The organism is Umezawaea sp. (genome assembly GCF_036375055.1).
Classification (GTDB): Bacteria; Actinomycetota; Actinomycetes; order Mycobacteriales; family Pseudonocardiaceae; genus Umezawaea.
In genome coordinates this window covers 1-26467 of the sequence record NZ_DASUSQ010000007.1, presented here as the reverse complement: position 1 = coordinate 26467, position 26467 = coordinate 1, and the positions used below count along the sequence as shown (strand labels likewise).

At 68.6% G+C, this 26467-nt stretch carries 30 protein-coding genes and 1 pseudogene; 18 read left to right on the top strand and 13 right to left on the bottom strand.

Annotated features, from left to right (window positions below; genetic code table 11):
• Positions 1-2: 2 nt before the first annotated feature.
• The 4 genes from VFZ92_RS42375 to VFZ92_RS02395 all read left to right on the top strand — a co-directional run bounded on the left by VFZ92_RS42375 (position 3) and on the right by VFZ92_RS02395 (position 3766).
• Entirely contained in the window at positions 3-551 is a 549-nt protein-coding gene (locus tag VFZ92_RS42375; protein WP_414719789.1) for a hypothetical protein, read from the top strand.
• Positions 552-648: 97 nt separating this feature from the next.
• Positions 649-1404 (top strand): hypothetical protein, encoded by a 756-nt coding sequence (locus VFZ92_RS02405; RefSeq protein ID WP_330873994.1) that lies wholly within the window; start codon positions 649-651, stop codon positions 1402-1404.
• Positions 1405-2273: 869 nt separating this feature from the next.
• Positions 2274-2687, top strand: a complete 414-nt coding sequence (locus VFZ92_RS02400; RefSeq protein WP_330873993.1) for a hypothetical protein — start codon at positions 2274-2276, stop codon at positions 2685-2687.
• Between the two features lie 335 nt (positions 2688-3022).
• Positions 3023-3766: a hypothetical protein gene (locus VFZ92_RS02395; protein ID WP_330873992.1), complete on the top strand. Its 744-nt coding sequence runs from the start codon at positions 3023-3025 to the stop codon at positions 3764-3766.
• Here the strand turns inward: VFZ92_RS02395 and VFZ92_RS02390 are convergent.
• Complete coding sequence (locus VFZ92_RS02390) at positions 3687-4850, bottom strand: CobW family GTP-binding protein (protein WP_330873991.1); 1164 nt, start codon at positions 4848-4850, stop codon at positions 3687-3689. The two genes, VFZ92_RS02395 and VFZ92_RS02390, sit on opposite strands and share 80 nt — an antisense overlap.
• Positions 4851-4940: 90 nt before the next feature.
• Here VFZ92_RS02390 and VFZ92_RS02385 point away from each other — a divergent pair, with 90 nt between their 5' ends.
• Positions 4941-5228, top strand: coding sequence for a hypothetical protein (locus VFZ92_RS02385; RefSeq protein ID WP_330874064.1), 288 nt, complete (start codon positions 4941-4943; stop codon positions 5226-5228).
• A 170-nt stretch (positions 5229-5398) separates the two neighbouring features.
• Here the strand turns inward: VFZ92_RS02385 and VFZ92_RS02380 are convergent, their stop codons facing one another.
• From VFZ92_RS02380 to VFZ92_RS02370, 3 genes are all read right to left on the bottom strand, one after another.
• Positions 5399-6034 carry a choice-of-anchor M domain-containing protein gene (locus tag VFZ92_RS02380; RefSeq protein ID WP_330873990.1) on the bottom strand — a complete coding sequence of 212 codons (636 nt, stop codon included), beginning with the start codon at positions 6032-6034 and terminating at the stop codon, positions 5399-5401.
• Positions 6031-6678, bottom strand: coding sequence for a choice-of-anchor M domain-containing protein (locus VFZ92_RS02375; RefSeq protein ID WP_330873989.1), 648 nt, complete (start codon positions 6676-6678; stop codon positions 6031-6033). The genes VFZ92_RS02380 and VFZ92_RS02375 overlap by 4 nt, the downstream gene beginning before the upstream one ends.
• Positions 6679-6862: 184 nt before the next feature.
• Positions 6863-7729 carry a class I SAM-dependent methyltransferase gene (locus VFZ92_RS02370; protein WP_330873988.1) on the bottom strand — a complete coding sequence of 289 codons (867 nt, stop codon included), beginning with the start codon at positions 7727-7729 and terminating at the stop codon, positions 6863-6865.
• A gap of 305 nt (positions 7730-8034) precedes the next feature.
• Here VFZ92_RS02370 and VFZ92_RS02365 point away from each other — a divergent pair, with 305 nt between their 5' ends.
• From VFZ92_RS02365 to VFZ92_RS02340, 6 genes are all read left to right on the top strand, one after another.
• Entirely contained in the window at positions 8035-9561 is a 1527-nt protein-coding gene (locus tag VFZ92_RS02365; RefSeq protein ID WP_330873987.1) for an anchored repeat ABC transporter, substrate-binding protein, read from the top strand.
• Positions 9549-10370: a TIGR03773 family transporter-associated surface protein gene (locus tag VFZ92_RS02360; RefSeq protein WP_330873986.1), complete on the top strand. Its 822-nt coding sequence runs from the start codon at positions 9549-9551 to the stop codon at positions 10368-10370. The genes VFZ92_RS02365 and VFZ92_RS02360 overlap by 13 nt, the downstream gene beginning before the upstream one ends.
• Positions 10363-11115: an anchored repeat-type ABC transporter ATP-binding subunit gene (locus tag VFZ92_RS02355; RefSeq protein ID WP_330873985.1), complete on the top strand. Its 753-nt coding sequence runs from the start codon at positions 10363-10365 to the stop codon at positions 11113-11115. Before VFZ92_RS02360 ends, VFZ92_RS02355 begins: the two co-directional genes overlap by 8 nt.
• Positions 11112-12011 carry an anchored repeat-type ABC transporter permease subunit gene (locus VFZ92_RS02350; RefSeq protein WP_330873984.1) on the top strand — a complete coding sequence of 300 codons (900 nt, stop codon included), beginning with the start codon at positions 11112-11114 and terminating at the stop codon, positions 12009-12011. Before VFZ92_RS02355 ends, VFZ92_RS02350 begins: the two co-directional genes overlap by 4 nt.
• A complete protein-coding gene (locus tag VFZ92_RS02345) occupies positions 12008-13372 on the top strand; it encodes a choice-of-anchor M domain-containing protein (RefSeq protein ID WP_330873983.1) in 1365 nt (454 codons plus the stop codon). Before VFZ92_RS02350 ends, VFZ92_RS02345 begins: the two co-directional genes overlap by 4 nt.
• Positions 13373-13476: 104 nt before the next feature.
• Positions 13477-15018 carry a choice-of-anchor M domain-containing protein gene (locus tag VFZ92_RS02340; RefSeq protein WP_330873982.1) on the top strand — a complete coding sequence of 514 codons (1542 nt, stop codon included), beginning with the start codon at positions 13477-13479 and terminating at the stop codon, positions 15016-15018.
• A gap of 31 nt (positions 15019-15049) precedes the next feature.
• Here the strand turns inward: VFZ92_RS02340 and VFZ92_RS02335 are convergent, their stop codons facing one another.
• From VFZ92_RS02335 to rpmB, 5 genes are read right to left on the bottom strand one after another with little or no spacing between them, the layout of a single operon-like run.
• Entirely contained in the window at positions 15050-16237 is a 1188-nt protein-coding gene (locus tag VFZ92_RS02335) for a GTP-binding protein (RefSeq protein WP_330873981.1), read from the bottom strand.
• Between the two features lie 44 nt (positions 16238-16281).
• Entirely contained in the window at positions 16282-16515 is a 234-nt protein-coding gene (gene rpsR / locus VFZ92_RS02330) for a 30S ribosomal protein S18 (RefSeq protein ID WP_330873980.1), read from the bottom strand.
• A gap of 8 nt (positions 16516-16523) precedes the next feature.
• On the bottom strand, positions 16524-16820 hold the full coding sequence (gene rpsN / locus VFZ92_RS02325; RefSeq protein WP_330873979.1) for a 30S ribosomal protein S14: 297 nt from the start codon (positions 16818-16820) through the stop codon (positions 16524-16526).
• Positions 16820-16987, bottom strand: a complete 168-nt coding sequence (gene rpmG / locus VFZ92_RS02320; RefSeq protein ID WP_033439124.1) for a 50S ribosomal protein L33 — start codon at positions 16985-16987, stop codon at positions 16820-16822. The genes rpsN and rpmG overlap by 1 nt, the downstream gene beginning before the upstream one ends.
• A complete protein-coding gene (gene rpmB / locus VFZ92_RS02315) occupies positions 16987-17238 on the bottom strand; it encodes a 50S ribosomal protein L28 (protein ID WP_330873978.1) in 252 nt (83 codons plus the stop codon). Before rpmB ends, rpmG begins: the two co-directional genes overlap by 1 nt.
• A gap of 37 nt (positions 17239-17275) precedes the next feature.
• On the opposite strand from rpmB, the gene mrf reads away from it, so the two are divergent.
• Genes mrf through rpmF form a run of 3 tightly spaced genes read left to right on the top strand, consistent with a single transcriptional unit; the run spans position 17276 to position 18784 of the window.
• Positions 17276-18373, top strand: coding sequence for a ribosome hibernation factor-recruiting GTPase MRF (mrf, locus tag VFZ92_RS02310; RefSeq protein WP_330873977.1), 1098 nt, complete (start codon positions 17276-17278; stop codon positions 18371-18373).
• The gene (locus VFZ92_RS02305) at positions 18370-18621 is read left to right on the top strand and encodes a type B 50S ribosomal protein L31 (protein WP_330873976.1); all 252 of its coding nucleotides are present in this window, start codon (positions 18370-18372) and stop codon (positions 18619-18621) included. The genes mrf and VFZ92_RS02305 overlap by 4 nt, the downstream gene beginning before the upstream one ends.
• 1 nt (position 18622) lies before the next feature.
• Positions 18623-18784: a 50S ribosomal protein L32 gene (rpmF, locus tag VFZ92_RS02300; RefSeq protein ID WP_330873975.1), complete on the top strand. Its 162-nt coding sequence runs from the start codon at positions 18623-18625 to the stop codon at positions 18782-18784.
• A gap of 43 nt (positions 18785-18827) precedes the next feature.
• Here the strand turns inward: rpmF and VFZ92_RS02295 are convergent, their stop codons facing one another.
• Positions 18828-19589: a class I SAM-dependent methyltransferase gene (locus VFZ92_RS02295; RefSeq protein WP_330873974.1), complete on the bottom strand. Its 762-nt coding sequence runs from the start codon at positions 19587-19589 to the stop codon at positions 18828-18830.
• 214 nt (positions 19590-19803) lie between these two features.
• Between VFZ92_RS02295 and VFZ92_RS02290 the strand changes: the two genes are divergently transcribed.
• A complete protein-coding gene (locus tag VFZ92_RS02290) occupies positions 19804-20604 on the top strand; it encodes a class I SAM-dependent methyltransferase (protein ID WP_330873973.1) in 801 nt (266 codons plus the stop codon).
• 230 nt (positions 20605-20834) lie between these two features.
• Here the strand turns inward: VFZ92_RS02290 and VFZ92_RS02285 are convergent, their stop codons facing one another.
• The 3 genes from VFZ92_RS02285 to VFZ92_RS02275 form a co-directional block, all read right to left on the bottom strand.
• Positions 20835-21287, bottom strand: a complete 453-nt coding sequence (locus VFZ92_RS02285) for a transcriptional repressor (protein WP_330873972.1) — start codon at positions 21285-21287, stop codon at positions 20835-20837.
• A 21-nt stretch (positions 21288-21308) separates the two neighbouring features.
• Positions 21309-21602 carry a hypothetical protein gene (locus tag VFZ92_RS02280; protein ID WP_330873971.1) on the bottom strand — a complete coding sequence of 98 codons (294 nt, stop codon included), beginning with the start codon at positions 21600-21602 and terminating at the stop codon, positions 21309-21311.
• 271 nt (positions 21603-21873) lie between these two features.
• Positions 21874-22233: a metalloregulator ArsR/SmtB family transcription factor gene (locus VFZ92_RS02275; RefSeq protein WP_330873970.1), complete on the bottom strand. Its 360-nt coding sequence runs from the start codon at positions 22231-22233 to the stop codon at positions 21874-21876.
• Between the two features lie 95 nt (positions 22234-22328).
• Between VFZ92_RS02275 and VFZ92_RS02270 the strand changes: the two genes are divergently transcribed.
• From VFZ92_RS02270 to VFZ92_RS02260, 3 genes and pseudogenes are all read left to right on the top strand, one after another.
• Entirely contained in the window at positions 22329-24314 is a 1986-nt protein-coding gene (locus tag VFZ92_RS02270) for a heavy metal translocating P-type ATPase (protein ID WP_330873969.1), read from the top strand.
• A 230-nt stretch (positions 24315-24544) separates the two neighbouring features.
• A pseudogene (locus VFZ92_RS02265) lies at positions 24545-24995 on the top strand (GNAT family N-acetyltransferase); the annotation flags it as partial.
• 124 nt (positions 24996-25119) lie between these two features.
• Positions 25120-26211 (top strand): hypothetical protein, encoded by a 1092-nt coding sequence (locus tag VFZ92_RS02260; RefSeq protein ID WP_330873968.1) that lies wholly within the window; start codon positions 25120-25122, stop codon positions 26209-26211.
• Positions 26212-26467 lie beyond the last annotated feature (256 nt).

Here is a 26467-nt window from a genome sequence, read left to right as displayed (position 1 = left end):
CGATGGTGACCATCGCTCGCCGTGTCGCACGCCTGGCGGCGGTGACCACGCCCGTCGACACCGACGGCGAACAGGTCGTCCACGCCGTCAACAGCGCACTGTTCTTCGCCTCCAGCGATGACCTTGTCACCCAGTTCGGCTACGCGGGCGACCCCGGCAAGGTCGTCATCGACCTCATCACCGCGCACGCCCTGGGTCGCCTCTTCGGCGGACGCGATCACGACCAAGCACGCCGCACGCGACAAGACCGTGGAGATCATCGGGCTCGACGAGCACAGCGCGAAGATGCACGGCGCGCTCACCGTTCACCGAGCCGAGGTCAGTCCTCCTGCTGGTGCACGTCGGAATCCCGTCGTGGTCGGAGTCCAAAGGTGAGGTCGCTGATGAGCAGGGACGACTTGTGGACCTTGCGAACGTCGATCTTCCCGGAGAATCGCGCCAGACTCGCTCTGCGCCACAGCGCGGGCTACCGCATCGTCCGGTACCACGGCCGTTGGCGCGACACTGTCTTCCTCGAACGCCGCTGCCAAACCGACCCATCGCCGGAATGAGCGTCGAACACCGCGCACGGACCTGAACGCAGGACACGGCAACGTGAGTGCTCGAATCGGTTAGACCCAGCGGCGGTGGTTGGTTGACACTCTCCAGATGCCCACTCCCGCCGCCGAGTTGCCGGATCTGCTGTGGCCACAGGCGCTGGTGCGGCCGACGGCCCCGCCAAAGCTGGTCTACCTCGATCTCAACCACTGGATCTACCTGTCCCAAGCAGCCAGCGGCAGCGTCAACGGTGAGCGCTATCGGCTGGCCCTTGACGCATGTCGGCATGCGCGAGCAGCTGGAATGGCGGTGTTCGTCCTAGCGAGCGCCCACTACATGGAAATGACGAAAATCAAGGACCCCGCTCAGCGCGGCCGGCTCGCTGACGTGATGGAGGAGCTATCAGGCTTCAGCGCTCTTCTCAATCGCCAAACCGTCATCAGACTGGAAATCGAGACAATGCTCGATGCTCGGCTTGGGCCTTCTGCGGAGCCGTGCTCGACCGTCAACCTGCTCGGCCGAGGTTTCAGTCATGCGTTCGGGATCAAGGGTGGCTTCACGCTTCGCAACAAGACTGATGGTCGCGACACCAGCGACTTTATTCGAGCACGTATGGGCAACGCTGCTTTCGACAAGTTCATGATGGAAGCTGATCTCTTTGCTGAACGCGGGATGCTCCGTGGCCCTGCGGACGCAGACCTTCCGCAGTTGGCGCAACTAGGATACCGGGAGGCCGTCGCGCAAGAGGGCAATACGCGGCGAGCAGAGCAGAAATCGATCAGCATCAGCGTCATCACAGCACGGAGTGGGGAACAGGGCAAAAGCTCGGCGACCTCCTCACTCTGCAGGAAGTCAGAATCGAACTGAAGGTCCCTTTGTTGGAAGCGCTGCGGCATTGGGGAAGTGTTGACATTGAGGCGCTTTTCGTTGACAGGGCAACAGTACGTGCGTTTGTGCGATCGATGCCCGTCTCGTCCGTATCGTCATTGTTGAAGACGGAGCAGCATCGCAATGCATCCAAAAGCTGGAGTCCCAACGACATCTTCGATATCGACGCCATGAGCTTGGCGGTGCCGTATTGTGACATAGTGGTGACTGAAAAACAGCGGTAGCACGATTTGCGCATGGCCAAGGTGGAGTCCCGGATGGATACAGTGATTCTGCGGAATCTATCGGAACTCCCTGATCAACCGAGCCGTCGTTGTGGATGCTAACGCCTATGGCGCCGTCGGGCCGGACATCGCCAGCCTTGCCGATCTCGCGAAGGATCTCGACAAGATCGGCATCCTCACCTGGGTGTCGGAGCCGGTGGCATGGGAGTAGGCGGAACACCTCGCCAAGCAGTGGACGACCGCCCGCAGCGCCGTCAGGACCCCTGCGAGCCATCTGCGCAGGGCCGGATTGCTGCCTCTCCTTCGGCTTGAACCCTTCTATGTCGACCGGGATGAGCTAATTGGGGCCTTCCTCGGAAGGTTGAAGGCAACCCGATACGTCGAGATCATCCCGTTGACTGGACAAAGCGCGATGGAGGGCTTGAAGGATCAGATACTGCAACGCAGGCCTGCGAAGGTTAAGAGCACTCCGGAGGTGAAGACCGGTGGCAGCGACGCCGCTTGGCTTCGTGATGTCATCGCGAAGGCCAATGGTGCGGCCAGCGAACTGCTGTTCCTTGGCCAAGACGCGGACGTCAAGCACGCGTATGAGCGGTGGGGATACCCACCACCAGGCCGCTGCTGATGTCGTTGCGTCCTCGGTTCGCCGAGGCGATCCTCGAAGGATCCAAGACTGTCGAGTTGCGCCGGATCCGGGTATCCGCGGTACCGGGAACCACGATCATCATCTACGCCAGCTCGCCAGTGATGTCCGTTGTAGGGCTCGCCACCCTTGACGCGGTCGACGTCGACCGACCCAACGCCTTGTGGCGGCGCCATGGCAAGAATCTTGGCCTTACCCGAGCCGAGTTCGACGTGTACTTGGCCGTAGCCGAATCGGGCTGCGCGCTGACCGTCACATCGCCGCGGCAACTCCCGGATCCCTATGCATTGCGGTGGCTTCGCGATCACGCCGACTTCCAGCCACCGCAGAGTTGTCGCTACCTGGCCGCACGCGACCCCGAACCGCTGCACGTCCTGGCAGGCACAAATCGGTAGTGACCGCTTGACCGAACACCGGTCGGTGCCCAGCCGGGCCCGCAGGCGGGCGCCGAGCGGCTGACCTGGTCGGTCGCGCCCGCCTCGGCGGCAGGGCCGGACGGTCGCCCGCGCTTCGACTACGTCGTCGAGCCCGGCATGCGGTACGACGACCACCTGGCCGTGCGCAACCTCGGCGCGAGCGACCTCTCCGTCGACCTCTACGCGGGCGACGCGGTCAACACTGGCACCGGCGGGTTCGACCTGCTCGCCAGGGACGAACCGTCCACAATGGTCGGCAACTGGGTGTCGCTCGCCTCGCCCGTGGTAGTCATCCCCCCGCGGGCACGGTGGTCGTGCCCTTCAGCATCACCGTTCCCGCCGACGCCGAACCCGGTGACCATGTCGGCGGTCTCGTCGCCGCGCTGGTCTCCTCCGGCGACACACCCGTGGAGGTCGAACGCCGAGTCGGCAGCAGGCTCTTCGTCCGTGTCGCGGGCTCGGTCGTCCCCTCCGTGCGCGTCGAGTCGCCCACCGCCGTGTACCGGGGAACGCTCAACCCCGTTGGTACCGGTGCGGTCGATGTGACCTACACGGTCGTCAACGACGGCAACCTGCGCCTCGCGCTGCGCCCGTCCGTCGAAGTGAGCGCGCTGTTCGGCCTCTCCGAACGCGCGACCACGGGCGATGTGCTGCCCGAACTGCTGCCCGGCAACGCCGTGACGCTGACCCACACTGTGACCGGCGTCTGGCCGCTCGGACCGCTGGACGTCCACGTGCGGGCCGAGCCCGTCACCTCGGCCACCCAGGACTTGGCGGGCACGGTGGAGCCGGCCTCGGCGGACACCACGCTCTGGGCGGTGTCCTGGACGATGCTGGCCGCCGCGGTTCTGCTCGTGGGCGTCCTCGTCGCACTGTGGCGCGTCCGGCGGAGGCTCCGCGTGCTGCGCGCGAGCACGAAACCCGTCGAGTCCGCCGCGGGCACGCCCCGCGCCCTGATTACGACAACCGCGCCGGCGGTCAGGACTGCTTTTCGTGCGCGCCGGGAAAGGGGTCGGCGAAGCGCAGTTCCCCGGCCAGTGCCGCCTCCTCGTCGGTGATCAGCGCTTCGCGCAGCGCGGAGGTGATCACCTCGCTCGACGAGCGGTGGGCGATGATCACCAGTTCCTGTTCACGGTCGCCAGGGTGAAGCTCCTGACCCACGGTGAGGTCCGCGTGGCGGGCGTCCGTGTCGGGCGAGGTGCCGGCGGTCGTGAGCCAAGGGCCCGCGTCGGCCATGCGCATCGCCCGGCCCGCGGCTTCCAGCCACAGCGCGGTGTCGTGACGGCTGGCGAGCCACACGCGGCCGCGAATGCGCACCACGCCTTGGGCGAGGGCGACCAGTGTGCGGTGCAGGCGCGCGGGATGGAAGGGGCGGCGGGCGGTGAAGTGCGTCAGGTGCACGCCGTGTGCGGCCTCGAGGGGCGGTCGGCCGCGCAGGAGAGGACTGAACAGGTCGTCCACCTCACCGCGCCGAGCGTCGCGGTCGATCGCGGCCAGGAGCGTCGGCACGTGCAGGTGCGCCACCTCCTGCCGGGGTGCCGAGGGGTTGAGGCGGTCCAGGACCGCCTCGATCCGGTCATCGCCCGACGGTCCGGTGAGGACCAGCGCGTCGGCGAACTCGGCTTGGCCCACGACCAGTTGCGACACGGTGCGGCGGTCACCGGGGGCGGCACTCAGGCCGCGACCGGCCAAGGAGTCGTGGCCGGTCGCGTCGGCCAGCCAGGTCGCCCGGTCCACGACGGTGACCACGGCGTCCACGCGAACCGGTTCGCCCTCCAAGGCCAGGCACACCGCCTCGGGCTCCAGGGCCGGGTCCAGGTGCACGACCACAGGGCCTGGCAGGGTTCGCAGCAGGGGGATCAGGTCCAGCCTCATGGTGCACGACACGCACCCGTGTTCCAGACGCAGTTCGGTGAGCAGTCCGTCGATCCAGCGGTGCACGATCCCGTCGGCGAGCCTGCTCAGGTCGTGGCGGACCAGGGTGGAGCCGGCGGTGGCTCGCCACACCTCCTCGGCGACGCTGTGCTCACCGAGTCCGGCCACCAGCATCACCGAGTTCTCCATGCCGACAGCATAAATAGAAATGATTTTCATTTCAATGAACGGCTTGGGCTGATCGAGTTCTCGGTCTGCGTCATTCATGCGCATGGCCTAATATCTCGTTACGTTCAGTTATCGATGCTGAGGCGTCCGGGTGAGGGCGTTATAAGCGAAGTGGGAAGGCGGTCGATCATGACCACGGCACATCTCGAGCACACCGATCACGGGCACGTCCACGGCGAGGGGTGCGGTCACGTTTCCGTTCCGCACGAGGACCACGTTGACTACGCCCACGACGGCCATCTCCACCGCGCGCACGACGGTCACTTCGACGACTGCGAACCCGGTGCCCACGACGCCCACGACCACGCCCACGGCGAGGGCTGTGGCCATGTGGCGGTCCCGCACGGCGACCACACCGACTACGTGCACGACGGTCACCGCCACGCCGCGCACGGCGAGCACTACGACGAGCACTGACCGGCAAGGACGAACCCCGCATGCGGGCGTCGTGTTGACGCCCCGTGCTTGGTGTCGATCGTTCGCGGACAGAGCGGCCGCAGCAGCGACCACGAAGGTCCGCGACACCGTCGAAACGGTGCCGCGGACCCGGCTTCCCTGCGAGGAAGTTGTTCCTGTAAGCGGTCAGATCAGAGCTGCACGGTGAACGTGTAGCTCTTCTGACCGCTGGTGACCGTGCCGCCCGCGGCCTTGGTGGCGGTGATCTCGAAGACGGCGGTGTAGGTGCCCGCCGCCTCGAACGCCCAGTTGGCGTGGGCGTGGGTGTTGACCGCCAACGAGCGGGTGTCGGGCAGTCCGTTGCCGCTGTCGAACCACACGGTCGGGGTGCCGAAGGAACTCGTGGTGTAGACGGAGAAGTCGGCGGGCCCGGTGACCGAGACCAGCTTCACGGTCAGAGTGTTGCCCTGCAGAACGCCGCTGGGAACGCCCGCGGTGTCGAAGCCCGGCCACAGGATTCCGCTGACCTGGCTCTGCGGCAGGATCCACACCGGGGAACCGGGCGTGCCCAGGAACGAGTAAGCGGCGCTGGAGGGCACCGTGGTCCGGCTCGCCGAGACGGCGTTGAACGTCACCGTCGACGGGTCGCGGTCGACGGCGGGGGAGACCGTGGAGTCGCGGACGTCGAGGGTCAGCGCGCTGCCGGTCCAGTCCACGTCGAGTGCGTCGACGTGGCCGGAGGACAGGGTGACGGCCGCGTGGGCCGTGCCGGTGGTGAGCAGGGCGATTCCGGCGGCGAGCGCGGCGGCGGCGAGGCGGGCGATCATCGGTTCACCTTGAAGCTGTAGGTGGCGGGCTCGGACACGACCTTCTCGCCGGTGGCGGCGAGGGTCCCCGAAGCGCGGACGGTGACCTTGTAGGTGCCCGCGGCCTCGAACGCCCAGTTCGCGTGCTGGTGATCGCCCGCGACCAGATCGATGCGGTCGGGCAGACCGTTGCCGCTGTCCACCAGGACGGTCGGCGCGCCGACGGCGTCGGTGGTGAAGATGCTGAAGTCGCCGGGACCCCGCACGCGCTGGACCTTCAGGCGCAGCGTGCCGTCGACGAAGACGCCGGGCTCGATCTCCTCGGCGGCGATGCCGGGCCACAGCAGGTTCGGGTCCTGCACCTGCGGCAACACCCATACCGGACGGCCGGGGGCGCCGAGGAAGGCGTAGGCGGGGTCGGCGGGCACGGTCGTGCGCGCCGCGGATTCGGCCACCAGGAGGACCTCGGACGGGGCGTACTCCGCTTCGGCGCCCTCGTCGTGGACGTGCAGGTCGAACGCGCCGTCCTCGAAGGCCACGCCGAAGACGTCGACGTGGCCGGAGTTGATGACGGTGACCGGTGTCGCGGTGGCGGGTGCGGCGGCGAGGCCGGTGAGGCCGGTCGCCGCGGCCAGGAGCAAAGCGATGTGTGCAGTCGTGCGCACGGGTGTGCACTCCCATCGTGCGGGTTCGCGGTCCGGGTGGACCGCAGCGGTAGTGTTGCACACGATAATCATTATCAATACGACCGAATGGATCAGTCCCACCCAGCACGAGGTCGACATCCGGGCGTGAAGCGCCGTCGCGATGACCCCGCGTGATCACGCTGGTGCTTCACGATGTCCTCGGTTACGTGCGGTCCGGCGCCCGGCCCCGGTGCACCGTGGGAGCGGTGAGGAGCGCGAGATCCGTGCGGCTGCCCAACCACGCCGGGTCAGCGGGATCGAGCAGGCGCGACCACGCCTCGACGTCATCCTCGGTGAGGAACCGCCGTGCCCGATCGACCCGCGCGGCCAATTCGCGCACGACCGCGGCACGCTCGTCCTCGGGCAGCGGCGTCGGCACGTCGACCAGCGCGCTGCGGCTGCCGACGTCGACCAGGCCCGCGTCGGCGAGGAGGTCCACCCAGCCCCGGTCCGGCCGCGTCACCCCTGGTCGGTGTTCGAACCAGTCGGTGAACCAGCGGTTGTGCGCCTCGTCCAAGCGGATCTCCAGGCCGGGCCGCCCCGCTCCGACGTCCCAGGGCAAGCAGCGCGCGGGCAGTCCGCCCTCGGCCAGCGCGAGCACGCCGCCGGGACTCAGGAGTTCGGCGAGTCCGGCGACGGCGGCGCGCCAGTCCAACGCATGGTGAACGCACGTCGACGACCACACCGCCGCCACCGGCTCCGGCAGGGGTGGCGGACCGTCGTCCAGGTCGTGGTGGATCAGCACAACACGCTCCGCCACACCGGCCGCACGTGCTGCCCGCGCCACCGCCTCGAGCATCTCCGGGTCGTGGTCCACCGCGTAGACCCGGCCGGAGGCGCCCACCGCGCGGGCCAGGGCCACTGTGACCGAACCCGCGCCGGGGCCGATGTCCGCCACCGCGTCACCATGTCGAACAGGCAGATCGGCGAGCAGCGCGAGGTGGGCGTCGAGGAAAACCGCCTCGGCCTCGGCCGGGTTCTCCGTGGACGGACCTGTGGGATTGCGGCGGTCGTTCGACGTGGAGGCCATGGGCTTTGTTCCGTTCCCCGGTGTCGCGGCGCCGGTGGCGGTGGGTCTTCGCGGTCTCGGCCCCGTCGGGCGGGCGACCGCGGTGCCGTCACGGGGAGGAGACGGCACCGCGGCACGACGGCCGCCGTCGCGGGGGGGAGCGACGTGATGCGACATCATCAGTGTTGCCAACGGCAATCATTGTCAACAGGGCCGGATGGCCGCTGTGTGTCGGTCCACTCAGTCTATTGGTAACGGTTGTCGTTTGTATTAGGTTCACGAGGTTCCGTCGGTCCGACGACGGGTGTCTGGAGGTTCGAGAACAGATGCGCCTGCGTGCGCCCTCACGGGCTGCCGCGTCCTTGTGCGCGGTCCTGCTCGCCACCACCGCGTGCACCTCCAGCAAGGCCGGAAGCGGAGGTGACGGTCTGTCCGTGGTCACGACCACCGAGATCCTCGCCGACCTGGTACGCAACGTTGGGGGAGACCGCGTCCGAGTCGACTCGCTCGTACCACCCGGCGGCGACCCGCACTCCTACGAGCCCACCCCCGCCGACGCGAAGAAGGTCGCCGCGGCGGACGTGACGTTCACCAACCACCTGCTGCTGGAAGAGCAGCGGCTGATCAAGGCCATCGACGCCAACGCACGCGAGGGAACGCCGAACGTCTCACTGGCCGAGGCATCGGAGACCTACGGCGCGCACGTGATCCCGTTGGTGGAGAACGTCGGGCTCGACGTGCTGTGGCTGGGCCTGCGCGTGCGCGGCGACGGCAAGGCGCGCGGCGCCACCCGCACCTCGGAAGTGCGGCTGACCGCGACCGCGGTGGAAGGCCCCGGAAAGCTCGTGACCTACCTGACCGAATCCCTGGGCAAACCGGTGGTGTACTTCGACTCCGGTGACGGGATGTCCGATGTGGACTCCACCACTCTGCCTCCCGCCGCCCACACCCACCTCAACTGGGCGTTCACCGCACCGGGCACCTACCGCCTGACGCTGCGCGCGTCCCTGCTCAACGACGGCGAGCAGAAACCTCTGGGAGAGGGCACGTTCACCTTCGCGGTAGGAGTCGACCCGACCGGCATCGCGGGCACCGTGCTGAACGAGGGGCACACCGACCTGACGGTCGACCTGGACAGCGGTGAGCTGTACACGTTCAACGATCGCGCCGGCGGCACCACCCAAGAGGTCGTGCCCGCCTCGCAGGCCGTCATCGAGGTGCCGAACAAGGCGATCGCCACCGTGCCCGGCGACGCGAGGTTCGCGTTCCTGGGCGCGGCGGGCGCTTCGGTGCACCAGTTGCCGCAGGCGGTGCTGGGCAAGCACGTGCACGGTGAGATCGATCCCCACCTGTGGCAGGACGTGCGCAACGGCCGCGCCTACGCCGAGCTGATGCGCGACACGCTGCGCACGGCCGATCCCGACGGCGCGGCGGACTACGACCGCAACACCCGCGAGTACCTTGCCCGGCTCGACGAGCTCGACGCGCAGGTCCGCCAGACCGTGGCGGCAGTGCCCCGGCAGCGCCGCCACCTGGTCACCACCCACGACGGGTTCGGCTACTTCGCCAGCGCCTACGACATGACCGTGGCCGGGTTCGTGGTGCCCAACCCCGCGCAGGAACCCAGCGTCGAGGACGTGCGCAAGCTGACCGAGACCATCCGCAACCTGAAGGTGCCCGCCGTGTTCATGGAACCCAACCTCGCCCAACGAGGCTCGGTGCTCAGCCAGGTGGCCCGCGACCAAGGCGTCCAGGTCTGCCTGCTGTACGGGGATTCCTTCGACGAGCGCACCCGCAGCTACGCGGACATGATGCGTCACAACGCGGAAGAGGTCGCCCGGTGCCTCGCCTGATCCAGGCCGTGCTCGCGGCTGCCGCCGTGCTGCTGCTCCTCCCGCCTGCAGCGCACGCCCAGCCCGCGCCCGTTGTCATCGCCGACGGCCACGTGGACCTCGGCCCACGCCTGGTCGATGGGAAGTGGACCGTCGAGATCCGTGACGACACCGGTGACGGGCCGGTGTGGCGCAACCCCTCCGACGTGGTGCTCCAAGTCGCGGACGCGGCCAAGACGACCGTTCCCGACGACCCGGCCTACAAATTCCTCGGCACGCCGGGCGGCGAGGTCTGGGTGCTGCCGCAGGTCCAGGACCCCGACGTGGTGTGGCCGGGCTGGAACACCCAGGACCCCAGCATCGCCGACGTCGTCGGCCGCGAGGTCGACTGGCGCCTGCTCGGCGTCGAGGGCCCCGGCCGATTCGAGCTGTTCCTCACCGGCAACTTCGGCACACCGGAGACCATCTTCAGCAGCGAACGGCCCTACCCGCAGGAAACCGGTGTCGAAGCAGGCACTCACGTGCACGGCAACTGGGTGTTCACCGCACCCGGCGCCTACTCACTGGATGTCGAGATGGCCACCGCCGACGGCCGCGGCGACCGCGCGACGCTGAAGGTCCACGTCGGACCAGGCGATCCGGCGACGGCGTTCCCCACGGCCGAACCCAGCACTTCTCCTTCCGGCCCGGCCGCGGCACAACCCGCCGACACGACTGCCGGAAGGCTTCCTTTGGTGTGGATCGCGGCGGCAGGCGGTGTGGTCGTGCTGGCCGTTGCCACGACGCTCGTCGTTCGGTCCCGTCGTACCGCCGGGAGGAGCAATGACTGACACGGTGCTGGACATCTCCGGTGTGACCGTGCACCTGGGCGGCCGTGAAGTCCTGTCCGATGTGGACTTCCGCCTGCGGCGCGGGGAGCTGGTCGGCTTGATCGGCCCCAACGGCGCCGGCAAGACGACCCTGCTGCGCACCGCCCTCGGACTGATCCCGGTCCACCGCGGTTCGATCGTCGTCGACGGCCGCACGCCGCGCCAGGCACAGGGCTCGCTGGGCTACGTGCCCCAGCGCCACGAGTTCGCCTGGGACTTTCCCATCACGGTCGAAGGTGCGGTCGCCACCGGCCGCACCCACTTGACCGGGCTGCTGCGCCGCCGCGCCATCCGCGACCGCGAGGCCGTAGCCGAGGCCCTGGACCGCGTCGGCATGGCGGACCTGAGGACCAGGCCGGTCGGCGAGCTGTCGGGCGGCCAACGGCAACGCGTCCTGGTCGCACGAGCGCTGGCCCTGCGGCCTGAGGTACTGCTGCTCGACGAGCCGTTCACCGGCATCGACGCCCCCACACAGGAACTGCTGAGCACGTTGCTGACCGAACTGCGCGACGAAGGGGTGGCGGTGCTGATGACCACCCACGACCTCGCCGCCGCGACGACCCTGTGCAGCCGCCTGTGCCTGCTCAACCGCGTCGTGATCGCCGACGACGAACCCGCCGCCCTGGCCGACACCGACATCTGGCTGCGCACCTTCGGCCTGGACCGGTCCGAGCAACTGCTCAAGACGTTGGGGGTGACCAGGTGACCGCGTTCCTGGAGGCGCTGATCGCGCCGTGGGAGTACGACTTCTGGCGCCGCGCGCTACTGGTGGCGTTGATGTCGGGCCTGGTGTGCGGCGTGATCGGCAGCCACGTCGTGCTGCGCGGCATGGCGTTCATCGGCGACGCGGTCGCCCACTCGGTCTTCCCCGGCATCGCCATCGCCTTCGTGCTCGGCCTGGACCTGGTGCTCGGCGGCGCGGTCGCCGGGGTGATCACCGCGCTGCTGATCGCGGTGTTCACCCAGAACCGCAGGCTCAAGGAGGACTCCGTCATCGGGATCTTCTTCGCCGCCTCGTTCGGGCTGGGCATCGTCATCCTCAGCACCGCCCCCGGTTACGGCGGCTCGCTGGAGTCGTTCCTGTTCGGCTCGATCCTGGGCATCAGCGACTCCGACGTGGTCTCGGTCGCAGTGATCGGAGCGGCGGTGCTGCTGTGCACGGCGCTGTTCAACAGCCGGTTCACGGCCGCGACGCTGGACCGTGAACAGGCCCGCGCGGTTGGACTGCCGGTGTTCTGGCTCGACGTGGTGCTGCACGTGATGGTGACCCTGGCCATCGTCATCTCCCTGCAAGCCGTCGGCAACGTTCTCGTGCTCGCCCTGCTGGTCACCCCCGCAGCGGCGGCCCGCCTGCTCACCGACCGCCTGGGCGTGATGATGCTGCTCGCCCCGCTCATCGGCGCGGGCGGCAGCGTGCTGGGCCTCTACCTGTCCTACGCGTTCGACCTGGCCGCAGGCGGCCTGATCGTGCTCACCCTCACCGCGGTGTTCCTGCTGTGCTGGTTCTTCGCACCGCGCCACGGCCTGCTCACCCAACCCCGCAAGGCCGCCATCGCCACAGCGGCTACTCCCGCCGCCGTCCTCACCCAGGAGAAGTCGTGACCCACGCCCGAACCGGCGCGCTGCTCGGCGTGGCCGCCGCGCTGCTGATGACGGCACCGACCGCTGCCGCCGAACCCACACCGACCACACCGCACACCGAACCCGTCGCCGACGCCGTGCTCGCGATCGAGAACGGAAGCCTGGAACTGGACGCCGAGTCCGAACCCCTCGCGGTCCCGGCCGCCACCGAGCGGGTGTCGCTGACCTGGAACACCACGGCCATCGAGCCCGGCACCGTCTTCGGCGACACCGTGAAGCTCCGCACCTCCGTCGCGGACGCCTCCACACCCGCCGCTCTCGACGCGGCAGCACATGACGAACCGGTCGTGGTCCCCGTCGCTTCCAGCGGTACGGTCGAGGTCGACGCGCCCCCGCCCGGCGAGCACCTGCTGCGGGTCGAGGCCACCGCCCACACCCTCGACGGCAGCCCGCTGACGATCACGCACGACTACTCGATCCTGGTTGCCGAAGAAGCCCGACCCGCGATCGCCGCGCCACCACAACCGCTCCTCGAAGCACCGGTCACCGCCGCACAGGCACCAGCACAACCGGAACCGCAGCCGCGGCTCGCGGCGGCCGCGCAGCCATCGCCCACCGCGACCGGCCGGGTCACCCTCGACCACGGCCACGTCGACGCCCTCGCGCCCCGCCTGCTCGCGGACGGCCTGCACATCCAGGTCAAGGACGGCACAGCCACCGGCACGACCACCTGGCGCGAACCCGCCGACGTCGAGTTCGCCATCACCGCCGCCGCACGCACCGAACTCCCGGCACAACCGGTGCTGTCCTTCCTCGGCGAGGCGGGCAAGCAGATCTTCCTGCTGCCGCAGACCCAGCAGGGCGACCTGCTGTGGACGGGCTGGTCCACCGAGGAACTGCGCCCGGCCGAGGTGTCCGGCCCGATGACGTGGACGCTGACCGCGGTCGACGGACCAGGGGCCTTCGGCCTGTTCACCACCGGCTCGTTCGGCGCACCCAGCGTCATCTTCAACAGCACCGACGGCCTGCCCGACAACCACAGCGTCGCGCTGGGCACCCACGCCCACGCCAACTGGGCGTTCGCCGAACCCGGCCGCTACCGCCTGACGTTCGCCGTCGCCGCCCCCGGCGCGGGCGGCGGCACGCTGACCGACACCGAGACCTACACCTTCGTCGTCGGCGACGGCACAACCGGCACGAACCAACAGCAACAGCAACAGCAGCCCGGCACCACCGACCGGCAGGCCGGTACGCCCACCAGCCTGGCGTCCACCGGCCCCGCGGCGGTGCCCGCCACCGCGGGCTTGGCGCTCGGCCTCATCGTGACCGGTGCCGCCGTTCTCGTGCTCACCCGCCGCCGTCCCGCCCAGGAGATTTCGTGACCACCCCAAACCGCACACGGGCCGCGCTCGCAGCTTTCGCGGTTACCGCGCTCGCCGCACTGGCTCTGACGCCGGCCTTCACTCCGGCTTTTGCTCAGGAAGCGGTGACCGTCGTCGATCAGGGGCACGTCGACCTGCTCGCCCCGGTGGTCGTCGACGGCGCGCTGGACATCCGCTACAAGGACGGCGGCACCGAGCCGCCGACGGTCCGCGACCCCGAACGGGTCGTCACGCACATCAAGCCCGAGTCCCGCATCCAGGTCCCCGACAACCCCGAGTACGCCTTCCTCGGTCCGGTGGGCAGCGACCTGTGGCTCATCCCCGAAGTCCAAGACCCGAACGTGGTCTGGGCCGGGTGGAACACCGAATCCCTGACCGCCGAGCAGGTCGACCCCGACTCGGTGCGCTGGACCCTGGACGCCATCGGCGGAGACACCGCGGGCAGCCCCGCCCCCGGACAGCTCACCGTGTTCCAGACCGGCCCGGTCGGCGACCCCCTACCGAGGGTGTTCGACACCGCCCAGCCACTCCCGCAGCAACACCCGCTGGTGCTGGGCACCCACGCCCACGCCAACTGGACGTTCTCCGCCGAGGGCGTCTACCGGCTCACCTTCACCGTGCAGGCCACCACCCCCGACGGCACGTCACTGCGCGACACCACGACCTACGCCATCGCCGTCGGCGCGGTCGACCCCACTACCGTGAAACCCGGCACGGGAACCGACCCCACCACCACGACAACCACGACCACCGCGACAACAACCACGACGACCACGAGCGCAACCACGACCACGGGCACGACTACTACGGGCACGACGACCTCAGCGCCGCCCACGTCGTGCGTGGTCCTCAACGACGGCCACATCGACCTCATCGCCCCGCGCCTCCTCGACGGCGAACTGAGCACCCAGATCAAGGACGGCACTCAGGGGCCCGACCGCGCCGTGTGGCGCGACCCGGCCGACGTCGTGCTGCACCTGGTCCCCGCCGCGCGCAACACCGTGCCCGCCGACCCCGCCTACTCGTTCCTGGGCGCGCCGGGCGCACCGGTCTGGCTCATCCCACAGACCCAGATCCCCGGCATCGTGTGGGCGGGCTGGAACACCGAATCCCTCAGCCCCCAAGAGGTCGCCGGGGATGTCGACCTCCGGGTGACCTCGGTGGACGGACCCGGTCGCCTCGGCGTCTTCCTCACCGGCTTGGCCCCCGTCGTGCTGGTCGACTCCGGTGACGGCCTGCCCGACACCACCGCCGTCCCGCTCGGCACTCACGCCCACGCCAACTGGGCCTTCGGCGGCGAGGGCACCTACCGGATCACCATCGAAGTCACCGCCACCCTCACCGACGGCCGCACGGTCGCCGACAGCGACGTGTTCACCATCGCCGTCGGCGACGTGGACCCCACCGCCAGCGGCTCCTGCGCACTTCCGAGCAGTACACCCACCAGCACCACCACGTCCGCCGGTACGGCCATCACCACTACTGACCCGGTCCCGGTTACCGACCAGGGGCCGTCCGCGCCCAAGCCGGTCGGACTGGCGTCCACCGGTGTCGGCGGCGTGGGAACGGCCGTCCTGATCGCCGTCCTGCTCACCGCGACCGGTACCGTCGCGCTGGTCCTCACGCGCCGCAGGCGAAGCAGCTGACGCGGATTCCGCCATGACGGTGGGCGTGGACTCAGAGGAGTCCACGCCCACCGTTCGTTGAGCGCCCCAGCGGGAGACGAGCAAACGGAACCAAGTGTTCGTGGTCGTGGACTTCGAGGTCGTCCCACGGCGGCAGCGGGTCGTCCAACAGCCGCCACGCCGCAGGGCCGGCGGCCAGTTCGGCGTCGGTGAGCAACGCCGGGTCGAGCCTGCGGCGGGGCTCGCCGCGCTCCAGATCGACACCGATGAACACCAGTTCCTGCCGCGCGGTGTGGCGGTCGAGGAGTTCACCGGGCTCGATGGACAGGTTCGGCCCTGCCTGCGACCACACGGCCAGGGTGTGCGGGCGGCTGGCGATGTGGCAGAAACCCTTGCTGCGCAACACCCCCTCCCAGTCCTCCAAGGCCGTGGCGAGGCGTGCGGGGTGGAAGGGGCGGTCGGCGCGGTAGGTGACCGAGCGGATGCCGTACTCCTCGGTCTCCGGGGTGTGGGAGCCCGCCAGCTCCGCGGCCCACCCCGGTGACGTGGCTGCGGTGACGGGGTCGTAGCGGCCGGTGTCGAGCACGTCGGCCATGTCCACCACGCCTCGGTGCGAGCGGATCAGCCGCGCGTTCGGGTTGAGCTTGCGCAACAGGCCTTCGGTGGTGGCCAACTGTTCGGGCGTGGCGAGATCGGTCTTGTTGAGCACCAGCACGTCGGCGAACTCGACCTGGTCCACCAGCAGGTCGGAGATCCCACGCTCGTCGCCCTCGGCCGCGGCGAGGGCACGCTCGTCGAGCCGGTCGCCGCGCTCCAACTCCGCGAGGAACCCGGAAGCGTCGACCACGGTGACCATGGTGTCCAACCGGGCATGATCGGACAGACTCGTGCCGTCCTCGAAGGCCCACTCGAACGTCGCCGCGACCGGCATCGGCTCGGAGATCCCGGTGGACTCGATGAGGATGGTGTCGAAGCGGCCCTCTCGGGCCAAGGCGCCGACGCTTTCCAGGAGGTCCTCGCGCAGGGTGCAGCAGATGCAGCCGTTGGTGAGCTCGACCAGGCGTTCGCCGCCCCGGCCGGAGATCAGCGAGGCGTCGATGTTGACCTCGCTCATGTCGTTGACCACCACTGCCACCCGGCGATCCTCGCGGTTGGCGAGCACGTGGTTGAGCAGTGTGGTCTTGCCCGCGCCGAGGAAGCCGGACAGCACGGTGACGGGAACGCGCGTATCGGAAGTCATGTCAACCCGGTGATCGTGGAGATGGGCGGAGCACACCGACGCGCTCAGCGGCCTTTGGTGGGGTAGGGGAGCAGGGCCATTTCGCGGGCGTTCTTGATCGCGGTGGCCACTTGGTGTTGCTGTTGCGGTGTCAGGCCGGAGACCCGGCGGGAGCGGATCTTGCCGCGGTCGGAGATGAACTTCCGCAGCAGCGTCACGTCCTTCCAGTCCGCTGTGGCCAAACCCTCTTTGGTCAGCAGGTTCGAGCGGCGCTTGGCGGGGCGTTCGGGGCGGGGCACGTCTCCTCCTACCAGCTCGACTTGGTCACGCCGGGCAACTCTCCCCGATGGGCCATCGCCCGCAACCTGATCCGGGAAAGCCCGAACGCCCGGAAAAACGCTCGTGGACGGCCGTCGACGGTGTCACGGTTGCGCAGCCGCGTGGGACTGGCGTCGCGGGGCAACCGCTGGAGCGCGGCCAACGCCTCACCCCGCCGGACGGGGTCCGCGCGGATGAGTTCCTTCAGTTCACGCCGGCGCTCGGCATAGCGGGCGACGACCTCGCGCCGCTGCCGATCCTTGGCGATCTTGGACTTCTTGGCCATCAGCGCTCCTCCTTGAAGTCGACGTGCCGCCGCACGACCGGGTCGAACTTGCGCAGCACGAGCCGGTCGGGGTCGTTGCGACGGTTCTTGCGGGTCACGTAGGTGTAGCCGGTCCCGGCCGTGGACCGGAGCTTGATGATCGGCCGCACGTCGGTGCTCTTGGCCATCAGAGCTTCACCCCCTGCTTGCGCAGCTCGGCGACCACGGACTCGATGCCGCGGCGGTCCACGGTCTTGATGCCCTTGACGGACACCGTGAGCGCGACGAACCGGTTCTCCGAGGGCAGCCAGTACCGGCGGCGCTGGGTGTTGGACAGCCAGCGCCGGGACGTGCGCCGGTTGCTGTGCGAGACCTGCTTGCCGAAGCCGGGTTTGCGCCCGGTCACCTGGCAGTGCCGTGAGGACACGCCAACCTCCATTTCCGAAATGACAATCGTTTCCGTTAGGCTAGCGCACATGCGAACAGAGGTCGTACTGGTGGCCGGGCTGGCCGAGCACGACGTGGCGGAGGAGTTCTGGCGCGCCTGTCCGGGATCGGTGCTGGTGCGCCACGACCTGCGCGACCTCGCCGACGGCGTGGTGCGCCGGTGGGTCGACGGCGAACTGACCGTGCTGGAACTCGCGCACGGCTGCGTCTCCTGCACGCTGCGCCTGGACCTGCTGCCGCTGCTCGACCGGCTCGGCGGCCGGGTCGTGGTCCACCTGGACCCCGCACTGGAGCCCGAGGCCGTCTGCTTCGCCCTGCGCGAGGCCGATGTCCGGGTGGAAGCCGTGATCACCGTGGTCGACCGGGCCACCTGGTTGGCCGACGCCACCGGCGAGGACTCGCTGGTCGACCGCAGCCTGGGTGCCGTCGAGGGCGACGACCGGACCGTGGCGCAGGTCGTCGTGGGGCAGGCCGAGTTCGCCGACGCACTGGTGCTCACCGGTGCCGGGGCCGATCCGGTGCTCGACGCCGTGCTGGACCGGCTCAACCCACGCGCACCACGACGCGACCGACACACGCTGGACGCACCCACGCTGCTGGCCGCCATCCCCGACGACGCGCGCCGGGGCGGATTCGACGACGGCTTCGGCACTCTGCTGCGCGGACAACCACCGCTGGAACCCACCCACGGAGTGGCCGTCGTCCACTTCGTCGAACGACGGCCGTTCCACCCCGTGCGGCTGCACGAGGCGCTCGACGTCCTGTTCGACGGCGTGGTGCGCACCCGCGGCCGGGTATGGGTGGCGAGCCAGCCGGATGCCGCGCTGTGGCTGGAATCCGCGGGTGGCGGCCTGAGCGTGGGCAACCTCGGACCGTGGCTCGCCGCCGTGGACGACTGGTCGGAGTTCCCGGCCGAACGCCGGGCGGTGGCCTCGGCGACGTGGGACCCGGACTACGGCGACCGGTCGCAGGAGCTGGTCGTCATCACCGCGATCCCCGAAGCGCGGGAAGAGATCGTCACCGCGCTGCGCGCCGCGCTGGTGACCGACGAGGAATTGGCACTGGTGGACGAGTTGGAGTTCGCCGACCCGTTCGCCGAGTGGCACGACGAGATGGAGGAATTGTGAAGCAGGGCATCCACCCCGACTACCACCCGGTGGTGTTCCGGGACCAGTCGACGGGCAAGGCATTCCTGACCCGGTCGACGGTGACCTCGACCCAGACGGTGCAGTGGGAGGACGGGAACACCTACCCGCTCATCACCGTGGACGTCACCTCGGACTCCCACCCGTTCTGGACCGGAAACCAGCGCGTGATGGACACCGCGGGCCGGGTCGAGAAGTTCAACCGCCGCTACGGGAAGAGGAACCACTGACATGGCCGTTCCCAAGAGGAAGACCTCGCGCAGCAACACCCGCCACCGCCGCGCGCAGTGGAAGGCCGTGGTGCCCGACCTGGTTCCGGTCACCACCCTCGACGGCCGCAAGTTGTCGGTGCCCCGTCGCCTGGTCGCGGCCTACCGGCGCGGCTTGTTGTGACGGCCGCCGGCGCCGCTCGTGACTGAGGGAACGGCCTCGCCCGTCAGCCGGGGCCGTTCCCTGCTCGCCACGCCAGCACGCCGGCAGGAGGGTCGGTCACCGGTCGGCACCCGACCTCCCGCAATTCGGCGTGCAGCACCGCGTCGGAGGCGATGAACGACGGGAACGACACGGAATCCTCCGACACGAGCCGGTCGCCCTCGTGGACGCGGTAGGTCACCGTCCACACCAGACCGTCGCCCTCCACGGCCGCCCGGCTCACCGTGTCGTAACGGCGGCGGCCCAGGGTGCGGCCCGGCATGACCGTGGGAGGAACGTCCACCGGCGTCTGCGGCGCTTGCACGTCCACCACGACCAACCCGCCCGGAGTGAGGCGAGGAACCCAGCGCGCCCACAGGGCCCTGCGATCAACAGGGGAGAAATGGGTGAGCACGTGCAGCAACACCACGGCGTCCACCGGACCGTTGACCTCGGCGGTCAGGGCGTCGTCGGGCAACACGGTCACCGGAGGTGCGCCCAGCGCCGCCAGTCGGGTGGTCAGCGCCGCGCGCATCACGGCGGCAGGCTCCACAGCGAACACTTCGCCGTCCTCGGGCAGGTTCGCCACCAAGACCTCGGTGAACTGGCCGGTACCGGCGCCTATCTCCACCACCCTTCGTGCGCCAGGCAGCAGGGTGGTCAATGCCGCGCTCATCGCATCACGCTGTGCGGCAGGGAAGATCAGGTCGTAGTACTGGGCGTTAACGGCGTAGCCGTCCGCTCCCGTCGTGTCCGGGTCCGGGTCCGTGGGATCTATGCTGATCATGGTTCAACCCTCCTTCGCTGGTTCCAGCGGTGGTTTGTACTACTCGACCTGGTGTCCGGTCTGGCCGTGCCCGGAATCCACAGTGCCGTCCGGGTTCGTTCGGTACCGGTCCTCTTCCGCTCCGTCGCGGCGCGTGGCAAGGTCAACGCGAACGTACACGAACATGATTGTCGTTACTCGATCCATCTGTCGAAGGATGAAGAGCGGAGTGCGGGTGAAGTCCTGGATAGCGAAGGCGTTCGACGAAGGCAGCGCCGAGTTCGCGGAATGGACGCCACTGCTGTGGGATCCGATCGGCGCCGAGGCCGTCGAGCACGCCCGGCCGCTACCCGGCGATCGGGTGCTTGATGTCTGTTGCGGTTCGGGCTCGACCGCGATCCCGGCCGCACGGGCCGTCGGTGCGGACGGCGTCGTGCACGCGGTAGACCTCTCCGGAGCACTGCTCGACCAAGGCGCCGAGCGCGCCGCCGACATGCCGCACCTGCGTTTCCACCACGGGGACGCGGCAGGGTGGGAACCCCCGGACCGCGGGCTCTACAACCGGGTGCAGAGCGGGTTCGGCGTCTTCTTCCTGCCCGACATGGACACCGCGGTGGCGCACCTCATCGGCCTGTTGCGTCCTGGCGGCACCATGACCGTGACCACGTGGCGGCAGAGTAGCGTGGACGACGTGATCGGACCGTTGTTCCAAGCGCTCGCCGAGCACACGGGCACACCGCCCAGCCGTCCGACGGCAGCGGACCAGGCTGCGCGCCTGGACACGGGCGACAAACTCGCAGCATGGTTGAGGAACAAGGGATTGGCGGACGTCGTCGTCCACCCGGTGGAACGCGATGTTCCCATCACGCCGGAACTGGCGTGGAAGTTCGCAACCGGTTCAGCTGTCCGCGCGGTGCTCGCGGACCTGGACGACGACAGCGTGGCGGCGGTGAAAGCCCGCTACCTGGCCTTGATGAAAGGAACAGCGGCGCTCCGCGCACGGGTGCTGGTCGGTGTCGGTGCCCGTCCGAGTTGACTGCTCGGACGCGCACCGCAGGACACTGCGCTAGCAGCCGGAACAGCAGCCGCAGCCCGGCCCCGTACAGCCGCTGCAGCAGCTGCAACCACCGGCGTGCGGTTGCGACGACGTCGTGGATTCCACAGTCATAACGGCCTCCCGTGGCGGAAACGGTCCAGATCACCACGTTCACCGTGCACCGCCGTAGTGCCGGGCGTGAAGGCCGGCCACCCGATCGCCCGTACTCGTCACCTGGGTGGCCCATTCGCCGCGGTGACCCCGCCCAGCGGGTCGGATCGGCACTGCACGCACAGACCCGCCAGGTTGACTGACATCCGGATGCCCGTGAACCCGTGGCTCGCCGCCGTTTCCGCGGCCCACCGCGCGACGGGAGTGGTGTCCACGCCGACCGTGAGGCCGCACCGCACACACGTGAGGTAATGGCCGTGGCTGTCGGTTCTCAGGTGGAACAGGTGTCGACCTGCTCCGTCCTGCGTGATGCCGATGATGCTCTCCTCCGCGAGCGAGGCGAGGTGTCGGTAGACGGTGGTCAACCCGATCTGTCCGCCCCCGGCTCGCAGCAGGTGATGGATCGCGTTGGCCGTGGAAGGGCCGGGCAGGTCGGCCAACACGCGCAGCACCGACTGGCGTTGAGGTGTCATGCGCGCCTCTGTACCTCGGTTGAGGACCTGCCCGCTCATGTCACGAATCCCCATGTGCACTCACGACACCGCGGCCTTGATGAGGCAGAGTCCGGAGGGAGGCGGCGCGACGATGTGGGCGGCAGTGCATCCGTTGGCGTTCGACAAGGCCTCGAACTCACTGCGTGTGTTGTCCTGGCCGCCGCGGCCGACCGGCATGGCGAGGTCGCCGGGACAGACCACCGACCGGAACCGCTCACCGATGTTGCGCCCAGCGCTGCCGCCGTACGCAACAGCCTGCGCGTCATCGATACCGACGCCCGGCACGAGGGCCGCGTCGGCGGCGAGCAGCCCCCGATTGCCGAGGGCGCGCATCCTGCCGAGTCTGGCGCGCACTCTCACGACCTCGCCAGCCGTGGGGCCGAGGGTAGGGGGCATGGGGCGGCGACGTGCGTCGCTGATCGCGTTCGCTGACGCGGACATGGGAACCCTCAATGCGATTTGACGACAACGATTATCAACACCAAATATAGTCATAGTGATGCGACTGGGCGATACATGTCATGCACTCACGGGGAATCCGCGTTCGCGGTGCTCGACGTCAGCCTCGAACGAGACGGACAAGGTGGGGAACCAGACGACGATGTCAGTCGTTGCCGGGGCGGTCGGCCAAACCGAGTCGGAGATGCTCGCTGTGGTAGACGGCCTCGTCGAGCAGGTGGGCGACGTGGTTGTCGTAGAGGCTGTAGACGATGCTGCGTCCGGTGCGGGTCCCGGTGACCAGGCCGAGGTTGCGCAGCAGTCGTAGTTGGTGCGACACCGCCGACTGTTCCATGTCGATCGCCTCGGCCAGTTCGGTGACCGGGCGGGGTCCTTGGCGTAGTTCGCTGAGGATCAGCAGTCGGCTGGCGGTCGCGAGGGCTTGCAGTGTGGTCGCGACGTGCGCGGCGGCCTCGGCGTCCAGTCGGCCGGCCGGTGGCTCGTGGCCCTGCGCGCCATGTCCCATGGGGGCGGAGTCTAACTGCGAGTCTTATGCATGAAGACGTCTTCATATGTTCTGTTATCGTTCGGGTGGTCGACCACTGCTCCTGGAGGTGCCCCGTGGCTTCGTCCACCGCCACGCCGACCCGTCCCACGCCTGTTCCGCAGGTCGCGAGGTCGCCGCGTCGTCGGACCCGGCTGTTCGCATTGCCGGAGACACGGTGGGCCGCCGCGTCGCTGACCCTGTTCCTGGCCGGGTTGGCCGTCCACCTGTCCGGTGGACCGGACTGGCTGTGGTGGGCGCTATACCTGGCCTGCTACGCCACCGGCGGTTGGGAACCGGGACTGGCCGGACTGAAAGCGTTGCGGGAGAAGACCCTCGACGTCGACCTGCTGATGGTGGTCGCCGCGATCGGGGCGGCGGCAATCGGGCAGGTGCTGGAGGGCGGGCTGCTGATCGTCATCTTCGCCACCTCCGGCGCACTGGAAGCACTGGCCACCGCCCGCACCGAGGACTCCGTGCGCGGCCTGCTCGACCTGGCCCCCGACACCGCCACCCGCATCGCCCCCGACGACGGTGAGCACGTTGTCGAGGCCGCCGACTTGAAGGTCGGTGACGTGGTCCTCGTCCGGCCGGGGGAGCGGATCGCCGCCGACGGCACCGTAATCGGCGGGGCGAGCGAAGTCGACCAGGCCACCGTCACCGGGGAACCGCTACCGGTGGACAAGGCCGTCGAGAGCGAGGTGTTCGCCGGAACCCTCAACGGCACCGGCTCCCTGCGGGTGCGGGTGGACCGCCGCGCCGAGGACTTCGTCGTGGCCCGCATCGCCACCCTGGTCGAGGAAGCGAGCCGAACCAAGGCCACGACCCAGCTGTTCATCGAAAAGATCGAGCAGCGCTACTCCATCGGCATGGTCATCGCCACCCTGGTCATCTTCATCGCCCCGCTGCTGTGGGGAGCGGCAGTGCAGGAATCGTTGCTGCGGGCGATGACGTTCATGATCGTCGCCTCACCGTGCGCCGTCGTGCTCGCCACGATGCCGCCACTGCTGGCGGCCATCGCCACCGCCGGGCGCCACGGCGTGCTGGTGAAGTCCGCCGTGATCATGGAACAGCTCGGCACCACGACACGGATCGCGTTCGACAAGACCGGAACACTGACCCGCGGCACCCCCGAACTCACCGAGATCCACACCGTGGCCGACGCCCGGCTCACCGAGGACCGGCTGCTGCGGCTGGCCGCCGCCGCGGAGCACCCCAGCGAGCACCCGCTCGCCGCCGCGATCGTGCGAGCGGCCCGAGCCAGAGGACTCGACCTGCCCGCCGCCGACGAGTTCACCGCACAGCCCGGCCGGGGTGTCTCCGCGCGGGTGGAGCACCACCTCGTCCAGGTCGGCTCACCGGCGCTGGTGCCCCCAGCGAACGGATCAGGTGAGATCGCCGCCATCGTCGATACCGTTCACCAACGCGGTCACACTGCCGTCATCGTGCTTCTCGACGGCACCCCGTCGGTAGTGCTGGGCATCACCGACCAGCTCCGGACCGAAGCGGCGTCCACGGTCGCCGCGCTCACCAGGCTCACCAACGCCGCCCCGACGCTGCTCACCGGGGACAACCTCGCCACCGCCACCCGGCTCGCCGCCCAGGTCGGCATCACCGACGTGCGCGCCGAACTGCTGCCCGACGCGAAGGTCGCCGCCGTGCGTGACCTGAAAGCCGACGGGCATCGGGTGACCATGGTCGGCGACGGCATCAACGACGCCCCCGCGCTGGCAGCCGCCCACACCGGCATCGCAATGGGCGGCGGCGGAGCCGACCTCACCCTGCAGACCGCCGACGCCGTCGTCATCCGCGACGACCTCACCACGATCCCCGCCGTCATCGCGCTCTCCCGCCGCGCGCACCGCGTCGTGATCGCCAACCTGGCCATCGCCGCCACGTTCATCACCGCACTCGTGCTGTGGGACCTCATCGGCACCCTCCCGCTGCCACTCGGAGTCGCCGGCCACGAGGGGTCCACCGTCATCGTCGGACTGAACGGCCTGCGCCTGCTACGCGCCGCCGCATGGCGCCGGGCCACCCGTGAAGCCTGTACTGCTCCATAGCCAGCCGGGTGTCGTCATGACTGCGAAGATCAACCCAAGCTGGTCTTGAACAGCTCCCGTGACTTCGGCACATGAGCCTGTGCAACCACGTAGTCACCGGCACCCGCATCCAGTGATCGGAAGGCGCGTTGAGGTTCCCGTTAGTTGAGAGGCTTTCCAGGCATGCCCCGACAGGGGACTGAAGGGAGTCATCCATGGCGCCGCCGAGGAAGTGACCCCGGTGAGTTGAGCTGCGAGCCACGAACTGGACGGCCGCTCGGCGCATTTACGCCGAAAGCATCGGCACCAGCGACGCCACCTTCGAAATCGAGACACCCAGTCGCGCCACCCTGGAAGTCACGTGGCTGCCGGATCACCGCTGGGTCGCCGAGATCCGATGGACAGGTCGCCGGCTGCCGCCTCGACCGCGGTGTCAGCCCGTGACTGCTACGCCGGGGTTGCCGAAACATCGGTCTACGTCGGCGACGAGCTCCGCGGTCGAGGTGTCGGCAAAGCGTTGCTGCGCAAGCAGATCACCGCCGCCGACGCGTACGACCTGTGGACCTTGCAAACGTCAATCTTCCCTGGGAACCGCGCGAGCCTCGCCCTGCACCACAGGGCGGGCTACCGCACCTCGGTGTCCGCGATCGCATCGCCCAGCACCACGGCCGCTGGCGTGACGCCGTCTTCCTCGAACGCCGCCGCCAAACCGACCCATCGCCGCAACGAGCGCCGAACGCCTCTCAATCGCCTGGACGCAGGACACGGCACCATGAGTGCCCGAATCGGTTAGACCCAGCGGCGGTGGTTGGATGACACTCTCCAGATGCCCACTCCCGCCGCCGAGTTGCCGGACCTGCTGTGGCCACAGGCGCTGGTGCGGCCGACGGCCCCGCCAAAGCTGGTCTACCTCGATCTCAACCACTGGATCTACCTGTCCCAAGCAGCCAGCGGCAGCGTCAACGGTGAGCGCTATCGGCCAGCCCTCGACGCATGTCGCCATGCGCGAGCAGCCGGAACGGCGGTGTTCGTCCTAGCAGGCGTCCACTACATGGAGATGACGAAAATCAAGGACCCCGCTCAGCGCGGCCGGCTCACCGAAGTGATGGAGGAGCTGTCGGGTTTTGTCACTCTTCTCGACCGCCAGATCGTCATCAGACTGGAAATCGAGTCAGTGCTAGACGATCGATTGGGGCCTTGGGTGGAGCCGTATCCGACTGCCACCCTGCTCGGCCGAGGTTTTGGTCATGCGTTCGGAATGAAGGGCGGCTTCACGCTGCGCCACAAGGCTAATGGTCGTGACGCCAGTGATCTTGCCCGAGCACGGCTGGGTAAGGCCGTTTTCGACGATCTCATGATGAAAGCCGACCTTTTTGCCGAACGTGGAATGCTTCGCGACCCTGCGGACGTAGATCTTCCGCAGCTGAAAGAGTTCGGATACCGGGAGGTGGAGGCGCTAAAAGTCAATAGACGGCGCGCAGAACAGGAAAACGAGCAGCATCAACGCCATCACGGCACCAAGTGGGGGGCAGGGCAGAAGCTCGGCGACGTTGTCATGGCGCGGGAAGCCATCGTTGAGTTGATAGGCCCCTTGCTGGAGGGCTTGCTACGTCGGGGAATCGATGACATTAAAGTGCTTTTTGCTGACAAGGCGGCGGCACGAGATGTTGTACGAGCGATGCCGGTCTCGTACGTGTCAGCATTGTTGAAGACGGAGCAGCACCGCAACGCATCCAAGGTATGGAGCCCCAATGACATCTTCGACATCGACGGCATGAGCCTTGCTGTGCCGTATTGCGAGATCGTGGTGACCGAGAAGCATCGATGGCATGATTTGCACATCGCCAAGGTGGAGTCTCGAACGGATACCGTGATTCTGCGAAGTCTGTCGGAACTCCCTGGTCACCTGAATATCTAGGAGAGGTTGAGTCCCGCTTGGGGCCAGCTGATTTGCTTGCAAGATGCGGAAAGTTAAACCAAGTAGACATTTTCGCGCCTAACGGAAGACGGGTCGCTGTCTCCCGTCCTTGGCTGGCCAGGCGCCCTAATGGCATAAACCATGCCACGCTGGAGAGTCTCAAGCACCGCTCTGTGTCTCGTTCTTGCAGGTCAAGCGTGGTGCCCCCGGCAGGATTCGAACCTGCGCCACCGCCTCCGGAGGGCGGTGCTCTATC